Origin of the sequence: Marivita sp. (assembly GCF_017643905.1) — a bacterium.
In the GTDB taxonomy this organism is placed as follows: Bacteria; Pseudomonadota; Alphaproteobacteria; order Rhodobacterales; family Rhodobacteraceae; genus Marivita.
The window spans coordinates 1-10,359 of the sequence record NZ_JAEPMO010000145.1 but is presented as its reverse complement, the minus strand read 5'-3'; the positions used below and the strand labels follow the sequence as shown (position 1 = coordinate 10,359).

The 10,359-nt window shown below is 58.8% G+C and carries 10 protein-coding genes and 1 pseudogene; 7 read left to right on the top strand and 4 right to left on the bottom strand.

Annotation, left to right across the window (positions count from 1 at the left end):
- Positions 1 to 604 (bottom strand): peroxidase family protein (locus JJ869_RS18880; protein ID WP_366510477.1); only part of this gene is annotated, 604 nt, incomplete at its 3' end.
- Positions 605 to 721: 117 nt separating this feature from the next.
- On the opposite strand from JJ869_RS18880, the gene JJ869_RS18875 reads away from it, so the two are divergent.
- The 7 genes from JJ869_RS18875 (at position 722) to urtE (ending at position 8,600) form a co-directional block, all read left to right on the top strand.
- Positions 722 to 1,621, top strand: coding sequence for a hydrogen peroxide-inducible genes activator (locus tag JJ869_RS18875; RefSeq protein ID WP_292269508.1), 900 nt, complete (start codon positions 722 to 724; stop codon positions 1,619 to 1,621).
- 94 nt (positions 1,622 to 1,715) lie between these two features.
- Positions 1,716 to 2,183 (top strand): hypothetical protein, encoded by a 468-nt coding sequence (locus JJ869_RS18870; protein WP_292269505.1) that lies wholly within the window; start codon positions 1,716 to 1,718, stop codon positions 2,181 to 2,183.
- A 297-nt stretch (positions 2,184 to 2,480) separates the two neighbouring features.
- The gene (gene urtA / locus JJ869_RS18865; RefSeq protein ID WP_292269503.1) at positions 2,481 to 3,767 is read left to right on the top strand and encodes an urea ABC transporter substrate-binding protein; all 1,287 of its coding nucleotides are present in this window, start codon (positions 2,481 to 2,483) and stop codon (positions 3,765 to 3,767) included.
- An 87-nt stretch (positions 3,768 to 3,854) separates the two neighbouring features.
- Positions 3,855 to 5,813, top strand: coding sequence for an urea ABC transporter permease subunit UrtB (gene urtB, locus JJ869_RS18860; protein ID WP_292269500.1), 1,959 nt, complete (start codon positions 3,855 to 3,857; stop codon positions 5,811 to 5,813).
- Between the two features lie 96 nt (positions 5,814 to 5,909).
- Complete coding sequence (gene urtC, locus JJ869_RS18855) at positions 5,910 to 7,166, top strand: urea ABC transporter permease subunit UrtC (protein WP_292269498.1); 1,257 nt, start codon at positions 5,910 to 5,912, stop codon at positions 7,164 to 7,166.
- Positions 7,163 to 7,903, top strand: coding sequence for an urea ABC transporter ATP-binding protein UrtD (urtD, locus tag JJ869_RS18850; protein ID WP_292269495.1), 741 nt, complete (start codon positions 7,163 to 7,165; stop codon positions 7,901 to 7,903). Before urtC ends, urtD begins: the two co-directional genes overlap by 4 nt.
- 1 nt (position 7,904) lies before the next feature.
- Positions 7,905 to 8,600 (top strand): urea ABC transporter ATP-binding subunit UrtE, encoded by a 696-nt coding sequence (gene urtE, locus JJ869_RS18845; protein WP_292269510.1) that lies wholly within the window; start codon positions 7,905 to 7,907, stop codon positions 8,598 to 8,600.
- A gap of 24 nt (positions 8,601 to 8,624) precedes the next feature.
- On the opposite strand, the gene JJ869_RS18840 is transcribed toward urtE, so the two are convergent.
- From JJ869_RS18840 to JJ869_RS18830, 3 genes and pseudogenes are all read right to left on the bottom strand, one after another.
- Positions 8,625 to 9,344, bottom strand: coding sequence for an amino acid racemase (locus tag JJ869_RS18840; protein ID WP_292269492.1), 720 nt, complete (start codon positions 9,342 to 9,344; stop codon positions 8,625 to 8,627).
- On the bottom strand, positions 9,344 to 10,147 hold the full coding sequence (locus tag JJ869_RS18835) for a DegT/DnrJ/EryC1/StrS family aminotransferase (RefSeq protein ID WP_292269489.1): 804 nt from the start codon (positions 10,145 to 10,147) through the stop codon (positions 9,344 to 9,346). Before JJ869_RS18835 ends, JJ869_RS18840 begins: the two co-directional genes overlap by 1 nt.
- Positions 10,148 to 10,217: 70 nt before the next feature.
- Positions 10,218 to 10,359: pseudogene (locus tag JJ869_RS18830) on the bottom strand (carbohydrate ABC transporter permease); the annotation flags it as partial.

Sequence of the window (10,359 nt, the reverse complement as noted above, 5' to 3'; positions counted from 1 at the left end):
TCTCGCTCGGTGCAAGCCATTCGTCTTCGGCGCCCCAGTTGACGTCAGTCTCCGGACCCCAGATGTCTTCGCGGCCAAAAGCGAAGCCAAAGGTTTTCAGACCCATGGATTCATAGGCCATATTGCCTGCGAGAATGATCAGGTCCGCCCAGGACAACGCGTTGCCATACTTCTTCTTGACCGGCCAAAGCAGACGCCGCGCTTTGTCGAGGCTGGCATTATCGGGCCATGAGTTGAGCGGCGCAAAACGGATATTGCCGGATCCGGCGCCGCCGCGACCGTCGCCCATGCGGTACGAACCGGCCGAGTGCCATGCCAGACGGATCATCAGACCGCCGTAGTGACCCCAATCCGCAGGCCACCAATCCTGGCTTTCGGTCATCAGCGCACGGACGTCTGCTTTGACGGCGTCATAGTCAAGCGCCTTGACGGCATCGCGGTGGTTGTAATCCGGGTCCATCGGATTCGTACGCGCGCCATGCTGGTGCAGGATGTCGAGATTGAGCGCCTTGGGCCACCACTTGGTGACGCTGTTTCCGGTGCCGGTGTTGCCACCGTGCATGATGGGGCAGGCCCCTTTCAGATCGAGATTGTTGCCGTCCATGATCTTTCTCCCTCGCAGTGAATCAGATGAGCCACCCAGCCCATTCTGGAATCGTTCTAACCAGACCGCGCAATAATTTCCAATTGGATATCCAAAAAGACGTGATAAGTTTTTCAAATGATAGGATTGACCATAAAACAACTGAGATATTTCGATGCGCTGGCCCGGCATCGACATTTTGGGCGCGCAGCGGAAGCCTGTTCGATCTCGCAACCCGCCTTGTCGTTGCAGATCAAGGAGCTTGAGAACATGGCCGGGGCTGCGTTGGTCGAACGCGGTCCCCGGGAAGTGCGACTGACGTCAATCGGTGAGGATTTTGTCATCAAGGCTCGGCAGGTCTTGTTGGGCATAGACGAACTGGAAGACCTGATGCGCGTCTCCCAAGGGCCGTTTGCCGGACGCTTTCGCCTTGGTGTCATTCCCACTGTCGCGCCGTATCTCTTGCCGGATACGATCACGGCTTTGACAGAGCGTTTCCCTGACATCGATCTGGAACTGCGGGAATCGGTCACCAAGTCGTTGGTCACGGATTTGCTCGAGTCACGTCTGGATGCGGCGATCGTCGCTCTGCCGATCTCGGAACCCGCGCTGCGGGAATTCGCGCTGTTTCAGGAAGACTTCGTTCTAGTGCGGTCTCGTAGGGATGATGGCAAACCCGTACCCAGCCCCGACATGCTCAAGACAATGCGGCTTCTTCTTTTGGAAGAAGGTCATTGTTTCCGGGACCAGGCTTTGTCTTTCTGCGAGATCACCAAGACCCAACCGCGCCAACTGATGGAAGGCAGTTCCCTTTCTACGCTGGTGCAGATGGTTGGGGCGGGCATGGGGGTGACTTTGATCCCCGAAATGGCGATCGCGCTTGAAACGCGAAACGCCAAGGTGTCGGTCGTGACGTTTGATCCGCCAAAACCCAATCGCACGATCGGGATGGTCTGGCGCAAATCAAATCCGCTTGCTGATCAGCTCATGAATGTCGGCGCAATCGTTAGGGGGCTGGGGCAGCGGAACAGGCCGTAAAGCCCCTGCGGCATTAATGACTCACAAACCAAAAAAGCATATTTGGCCCGCAGGTTAACTTGCACGATGGAAAATCGTGCGACACGCTCAAAATATGGGCGTTTTGAAAACTCTTGGATATGCCTCCTGTTTCACCTGTCTCGCGGCCACGGCGGCGCAGCCTGACGAAGACCTTTTGCGCCGGGTGACCGATTGTGTGGGACGGCTGTCGGCCCAGATCGAACACCACTGGTTGCTGTCTGACCAACCGACCGAGCAAATCGAGACACAGCGCGCGCATATGGAAGATATTCTCGATGCGCTGGTCACACCCGATACCGCGACTCGGATCCTGTCCAATCGGATCGACGCCAAGATGGCACATGCCACTCTTTTGACCCAAGCGGCGTTTTCAAAGGACGATCGGCGGGCGGCATGGGCTGAAAAAAGGGCAAAACAGGAATTGAGGCAGTGTGGAACGATCCTGTTAGAACCAGCCCCCGAAAGCGTTGCCATGGCAGACAGCACCCACGTTTCCGAGATCGAATCCGTGAATCAGGGGACGTGGCAGGCCTCGCAATAGCGACTCTCCATACGCCTAGTTGCTCAAAAATCAGACGAAGCCCAAAAAAGCGCGTAAAACTTGTGCGTTTGATCCGAGGATCGCTATCCCGGTTAACGGCCCATTTCCTGCGATGAAAATCTGCGGCCTAGATACCGGCGGCTGATGCGCAACATCAGTTGATCACGTGCGATGGAGCCGGCCGTTCAACTCCAGGCCCCACCGCACTCCGCAATAGACTTGCGTTTGCGATATCTGGGGCCTTGCACTGCTTATGGCAACCTTCGCGGCGCAAAACGTACAAAGGACGTTTGCATAATGTCGATGAAATTTCTCAGCACTACAGCGGCTGCCGCGCTTCTGGTTTCCACCCTTCCCGCATTCGCACAGGATGTCAGCTGCCCGATCAAAGTGGGTGTTCTGCATTCGCTGTCCGGCACGATGGCCATCTCCGAGACCACGTTGAAAGACACGATGGAAATGCTGGTGGATATCCAGAACGAAAAGGGTGGTCTTCTGGGCTGTCAGCTTGAAGCCGTTGTGGTTGACCCGGCTTCTGACTGGCCGCTCTTTGCCGAAAAGGCGCGCGAGCTTCTGACGGTCCAGAACGTGGACGTGATCTTTGGCTCATGGACTTCCGTGTCGCGGAAATCGGCGCTGCCGGTTCTGGAAGAGCTCAACGGTCTGATGTTCTACCCGGTTCAGTATGAAGGCGAAGAAAGCTCCAAGAACGTGTTCTACACCGGTGCCGCACCGAACCAGCAGGCAATCCCGGCCACCGATTACTTCCTTGAAGAGCTTGGCGTCGAGAAGTTCGCGCTTCTGGGCACCGACTACGTCTACCCGCGCACCACGAACAACATTCTCGAAGCCTACCTGAAGGATAAGGGCATCGCGGAAGAAGACATCTTCGTGAACTACACGCCCTTTGGTCATTCCGACTGGTCCAAGATCGTGGCTGACGTTGTGGCGCTTGGCGCAGACGGCAAGAAGGTCGGCGTGATCTCGACCATCAACGGCGACGCCAATATCGGCTTCTACAAGGAACTGGCGGCTGCAGGTATCTCTGCGGACGACATCCCCGTTGTCGCGTTCTCGGTCGGTGAGGAAGAACTCTCCGGTCTCGATACCACAAACCTCGTCGGTCACCTTGCTGCCTGGAACTACTTCCAGTCCGCCGACACACCCGCAAACGAAGAGTGGGTTGCAGCCTGGAAAGCCCGCATGGGTGATGATCGCGTCACCAACGATCCGATGGAAGCACACTACATTGGCTTCAACATGTGGGTGAACGCGGCCACAGCGGCTGGCACCACGGATGTGGATGCTGTCCGTAATGCGATGTACGGTCAGGAATTCCCGAACCTGACTGGCGGCACGGCTGTCATGCTGCCGAACCACCACCTGACCAAGCCGGTTCTGATCGGCGAAATTCAGGCGGACGGCCAGTTCGACATCATCAGCCAGACCGATCCGGTGCCGGGTGATGCCTGGACCGACTTCCTGCCGGAATCGGCAGTGCTCAAGTCGGATTGGAAAGACCTTGGCTGCGGCATGTACAACACCGCAACGTCGACCTGCGTACAGATCAAGTCGAACTACTAAGCCACTGAGCGGTGCGTGGGAAACCACGCACCCTACCCTTTGCCGCAAGGTACGCGTTCGCGCGTTCCATTGACGACGGATTTCCAGATGCTGCGCTTTGTCGCCACTTTCCTTGCTTGTCTGACGCTGGCCCTTCCGATTTCTGCCCAGCAAGCGGACGCCCCCATCCAGCAATTGCTTCAGTCCCAGAGCGATCTCATCATCGAAAGCTCGCGCCGCACCATTGGACCGGCCATTGATGCGCTGGCCAACAGCGGCATGCCCGAAGCGCAGGTCGTCCTGGACAAATGGCAAACCCGCGAGATGTGGGTGAACAAAGAGACGGGCCTTTTCGTCTACGCCGAGGAAGTGGATCGCGACACGCTGCGCATCTTTGACTTTGCCGATGGCAGCGAGATTGCGGAAGTTCCGGATGACGGGTTTGACCAGCTCAAGCCGAACTCCGGCATTCGGGGTTTGATCGGCACCGCGCTTGTCCAATTCCAACTCAGCGATCCCAATCCGGACACCCGCCAGCGCGCTTTGGACGCGATTGAACGCGGGGCCGAGGAAAGCCATCTTGCCGCTCTGCGGGCCAGTCTTCCGAAAGAACCCGACGCACTGATCCTCGCCCGTAAGCAGCGGTTGGAACGGCTGCTGACCATCGCCTATGGCGCGACGGACGCCGAACGGATCGAGGCAATTCAGAGTTTTGGCGGTGATCTGGGCGTCGATGTGCGCGCCGCGCTGAACCCGCTTTTGGCCGTGCGCGTTGAAGCCGCCGAAGCGTTGCCTGCAGATGCCGATATTGGGCGCGTGCTTGAGCCCGGTTCCGCCGCGCTGAGCCGCGATGATGCTTACGCGCTGCTGGTCGCAGCCAATCTCGCCAAGCCGCGTATCAGCGTCGAGGAGCAGCGCAACGCGCTGATCGCGAATATCGCGGATGGTCAGGTCGCAGGTATCCAAGTGGCCACGCTGAACAGCCAGGAGGCCCGTGACATGGCCTATGCGGCGCTGGCGGAACAGGGCACGGTGACGGCTGTCGCGACCGAGGCCGAGGTCGATCAGCGTCTTTCCAACCATGTGTTCTTCGAACGCTATGTCGGCGCGCCGCCCGAAGTGGTGTTCGCCGCGCAAGCCGCGCTGAATGCTATCGAGAACAAGGTCGCGATCAACCAGATGTTCGACCTTTCGCTGGACGCGCTGTCTTTGGCGTCGATCTATTTCCTCGCCGCCATCGGCCTGGCCATCACCTTTGGCGTGATGGGCGTCATCAACATGGCGCATGGCGAGTTCATCATGATGGGCGCGTATACGGGTTATGTGGTGCAGCTCTTCATCCCTGACTACACGCTGTCCATTCTGGTCGCGATCCCGTTGGCCTTTGCCGTGACCTTCGGTGCGGGGGTCGCGATGGAACGTCTGGTGATCCGATGGCTTTACCATCGTCCGCTGGAAACGCTGCTCGCCACCTTCGGCATTTCCATCGCTTTGCAGCAGATCGCCAAGAACATCTTCGGCACACAGGCCCGGCCTCTGACAGCGCCCGGTTGGCTGGACGGGTCACTGGTGATCAATGACATCGTGTCGATCAGCTATATCCGCATCGCGATCTTCGTGCTGGCGCTGCTGTTTCTTGCGCTCTTCCTCTTCGTGATGAACCGCACGCGGCTGGGTCTTGAGGTGCGCGCCGTGACGCAGAACCCACGCATGGCGGCGTCGATGGGGATCAACCCTGACAAGATCAAAATGCTGACCTTCGGCTTCGGCTCCGGCATCGCGGGTATCGCCGGTGTGGCCATCGGGCTTTACGCCAAAGTCACGTCCGAGATGGGCAGCGACTACATTGTGCAGTCCTTCATGACGGTCGTCGTTGGCGGCGTCGGCAACATCTGGGGCACGCTGCTGGGCGCCACCATGGTCGGCTTCCTGCAAAAAGGGATCGAGTGGTTCAACCCGTCCAACACGCTGGCGGCGCAGACTTACATGATCCTGTTCATCATCCTCTTCATCCAGTTCCGGCCAAAGGGCATCATCGCCCTCAAGGGCCGTGCGGCGGAGGCGTGATCATGTTTGTTTCGTTGCTTTCAGCACCGACCCGCGTGGGGGCTCTGCCCCCACACCCCCGGCATATTTTCAAAAAGAAGAAGCAGGGGTGATCGCATGAGTGACGTTGCAATCGGACAAAGACGACAGCCCTTTGCGCTGCGCTTTCCGTCGGTGATGATCTTTCTCGCCATCCTCGCGCTGTTTACCGTCGGCGTGACGATCCTGTCCGAGGGATTTGGGATCGGGGTGATCTCGACATCTTTCATCAAGACCTTGGGAAAGACCCTGTGCCTGTGCCTTGTCGCCTTGGCGATGGACCTTGTCTGGGGCTATTGCGGGATTCTGTCGCTGGGGCACATGGCGTTCTTCGGGCTAGGCGGTTACGCGATTGGCATGTGGCTGATGTACGCCCGGACCGAGATCATCGTTCTGGAGAGCCTTGCTGCAGCCGAACTGCCGCCGACACCCGAGGAAGTGTCCAACGGCATCGCCACGCAGATCTTCGGCGTTGTCGGGTCGTCCGAGTTTCCGCCGATATGGGCCTTTGCGCATTCTCTGCCGCTGCAATTCGCCGCTGTGGTCATCGTGCCAGGGCTGCTGGCGCTGGTGTTCGGTTGGCTTGCGTTCCGCAGCCGGGTCACGGGCGTCTACCTGTCGATCCTGACACAGGCGATGACCCTCGCGCTGTCGCTGCACCTGTTCCAGAATGACAGCGGATTGCGGGGCAACAATGGATTGTCGGGATTGCAGAACCTGCCGGGATTGGATGACGTGCCACAGGCAACCGTGTCGCTGTGGTTCTTCTGGGCCTCTGCGCTGGCGCTTGGCCTTGGGTATGTGCTGTGTGCATGGATCGTGTCGGGAAAGTTCGGGTCCGTCATCCGCGCCATCCGCGATGACGAGGCGCGCGTTCGGTTCCTTGGCTATCCTGTTGAGGCGTTCAAGCTGGTGATCTTTACGCTGACCGCCGTGATCGCGGGCATTGCAGGGGCGCTTTATTATCCGCAGGCGGGCATCATCAACCCCGCCGAAATCGCACCCATCGCGTCGATCTATTTGGCGGTCTGGGTCGCCATTGGCGGGCGCGGCAGGCTGTATGGCGCGGTCATTGGTGCGGCGTTTGTATCGCTTGTCTCCACTTGGTTCACCGGCGGGCAAGCACCCGACATCAACCTTGGGTTCTACACGATCAGTTGGGTGGATTGGTGGACGGTTCTTCTGGGTCTCAGCTTTGTCTGCGTGACGCTTTACGCACCCAAAGGCATTGGTGGGCTGATTGATCTGATCACAGATCGCAAAAGTCCGAACCGCCACGGTGCATCGCTGGGCCCAGACCAAGGGTCCCTGCGAGAACAGGAGGCAGAGAAATGAGCACACTTCTCGAAGTTTCGGGCGTGTCGGTGTCCTTTGACGGGTTCAAGGCGATCAACAACCTGTCCTTCCAGATCGCCGAACGCGAACTGCGCGCGGTGATCGGCCCAAATGGTGCGGGCAAGACCACGTTTATGGACATCATTACCGGGAAGACCAAGCCCGATGAAGGACGGGTCATCTATGGCGACAAGAGCCTGTCGCTTCTCAAGATGTCGGAGAGCAAGATCGCGCAGGCCGGGGTGGGCCGGAAGTTCCAGCGCCCCACTGTATTCGAGGATCAGAGCGTTTTCGACAACCTGATGATGGCGCTCAAGAAGACGCGCGGACCATTGGCGGTGCTGTTCTTCAAGCCCTCATCCGAAGACAACGACAAGGTTGCTGAACTGGCCGAACAGATTGGCCTCTCTGGCGCGCTGCACCGCAAGTCGGGAGAGTTGAGCCACGGGCAGAAACAGTGGCTCGAGATCGGGATGTTGCTGGCACAGGATCCGCGCCTGTTGCTGGTCGATGAACCGGCAGCGGGAATGACGCCAGCGGAGCGCGAACACACCACGGACATCCTGCGCGAGGCGGCAAAGACCCGAGCCGTTGTTGTGGTCGAGCATGACATGGAATTCGTGCGGCGGCTGAACTGCAAGGTGACGGTGCTGCACGAAGGGTCGGTGCTGGCCGAAGGCTCTTTGGACCACGTGACAAAGAACGAACAGGTGATCGAGGTGTATCTTGGCAGATGAAATCCTCCAGACCAAGGGTCTGACGCTGCATTATGGCGGGAGCCAGATCCTTAACGGGATCGATATGGCGGCGGCCAAGGGAGAGATCACATGTGTGATGGGCACCAATGGGGTCGGCAAGACATCGCTGTTGAAAGCCATTTCCGGCACGCATGCCTATTCCGGCGGGACGATGTCGCTGAATGGGCAAGTCGTCAAATCCGCCACGGCGCATGCGCTGGCGCAGAAAGGCGTGGCCTATGTTCCGCAGGGGCGCGATATCTTTCCCCTTTTGACAGTGCGCGAAAACCTTGAGACAGGGTTTGCGTGTCTGCCCAAGTCGGAGCATTACATCCCCGACCATATCTTTGAGCTGTTTCCGATCCTCAAGGATTTCCTGCACCGGCGCGGTGGTGACCTGTCTGGCGGTCAGCAGCAACAGCTTGCGATCGCGCGAGCGCTGATCACCAAGCCGAAGCTCTTGCTGCTGGACGAGCCGACCGAAGGCATCCAGCCAAACATCATTCAGCAGATTGGCCGGGTGATCGCCCTGCTGCGTGAACAGGCGGATATGGCGATTGTGCTGGTCGAGCAGTATTTCAGCTTTGCCTACGACCTTGGGGACCGGTTCTACGTGCTGGAGCGCGGTGCGGTAAAGATGAGCGGGCCAAAAGCGGATCTGGATCGGGATGCGCTTTTGGCAGGTGTCTCGGTCTGATGTGACAGGCGGTGTGGTGTCCGGTCAGGATACCGCGCTTGCCGATTGCGGAACATCCTCATCGGACCTTGCGAAATCGACCGCCGCATCGACCAACACCTGCATCGCGTCAAAAACCGGCACAGTCGCCTCGATGCTTTTGGACATGAGAGAGAATTCCGTGCAGCAAATGCAGATGACATGCGCGCCGTCCGCCACCATATCGGCCGCGACATCGGTAAGGGTATGCGCCGCGAATTCGGATGCTCCCTGAGCCTTGATCGCGCGGATCGTCGCCAGCAATCGGCCATGATCCCGCGCATAAACCGGGCTGAGACCGACATCGGACAGAGCTTTTTCAAAGACTCCGACGCGTTGAAGCGCCGGGGATCCGAGAATACCCACGTTCCCGCCCGGAGCGATCCGCGCTGCTTCTGCGCAGGACATTTCGACCATGTTCAGAAAAGGCCTGTCCGTCGCCGCAGCCACGCGGTCGGCATAATAATGCGCGGTATTGCACGGCATCACCAACGCCTCAGCCCCGGCACCCACGAGGCCTTTTGCCATCTGTTCGAGAACCGGACCCGGATCTTCGCCGCCCCCTTCGAGGATGGCCTTGATGCGGGACGGCACCTGCGTGTTGTTGTCGACAAGCAGCGGAATATGGTCCGCATCGTCATGTGCCTGAACCGCATCCACGATTTGCTGCATGAAGTAGATCGTCGCCTCTGGCCCCATGCCGCCCAGAACACCGATTTTCCGCATCAGGCTGCTCCTTTTTGCAGGGCTTGTCCGACCGCATGCACGATGATGTCCGCGACATGGGCGCAATCCTCGAGGCTTAAGGTCAGGGGAATGCGCATGTCCAGCAAACCGGCAAGAATTGCATCCGTTTTGGGCAAGTCCTGCGGTGTCACGTAACGCCAGCTTTGATGGTTCGATGTAAAGCCGACCGGGCTGTCAGCACCGAACCACTTGAGTTCAACGCCCAGCGCCTTGGCGCCGGCAACCACTTGCTGCAGCGTTTCGGCACTGGCGTCAGGCATGAGGAACTGGAACGACGACCCGACATAGCGTTCTTGCGGTGGACGGTTGGGAACGTAAACACCCGCGACGGCGCGCAGGCGGTTTGCGATCAGGTCATGCCGGTCGTTCCAACGGTCGATATTCGTCTCTAACGTGGCCAATTGCGGCAGCAGGATTGCCGCGCGCAGGTTGTCCATCCGGCCCGACATGTTCGGTGTGTCCAGCCGAATGTCCTTGAACACGTCTGGGGACGGACCAGCGCCGTGCCGATCATAGAGCATGTATGACCCGGACAGCATGATCGCACGGGCCATGAATTCAGGATCATTCGAGGTCAGAAACCCGCCTTCGCCGCTGTTCATATGCTTGTAGGTCTGGGTCGAGAAACATCCGGCGATGCCGAAACTGCCGGATTTGCGCCCGTTCCATGACGCGCCCATGGTATGGGCGCAGTCTTCGATCAGAGGCACACCATGACGGTTCAAAACCGCCATCAACGCGTCCATGTCACAGAGGTGCCCGCGCATGTTGGACAGGAGCATGGCTTTGGGGGCAGTTGCCCGAATCTTGGCCTCCAGATCGTCCAGATCAATGACCAGATCGGGTGTGATTTATCATTTCCAGAATTGCCACGGTACCGATCCGGATGGGGATCATGATACCGAGCGCAAGATAGAGCCCCATGATCAGGTTGCCCCGGAAGCGATATTCGCTGAGAGCGAAAGCCGCCATTGCACCGAACAGGAGGATGAGG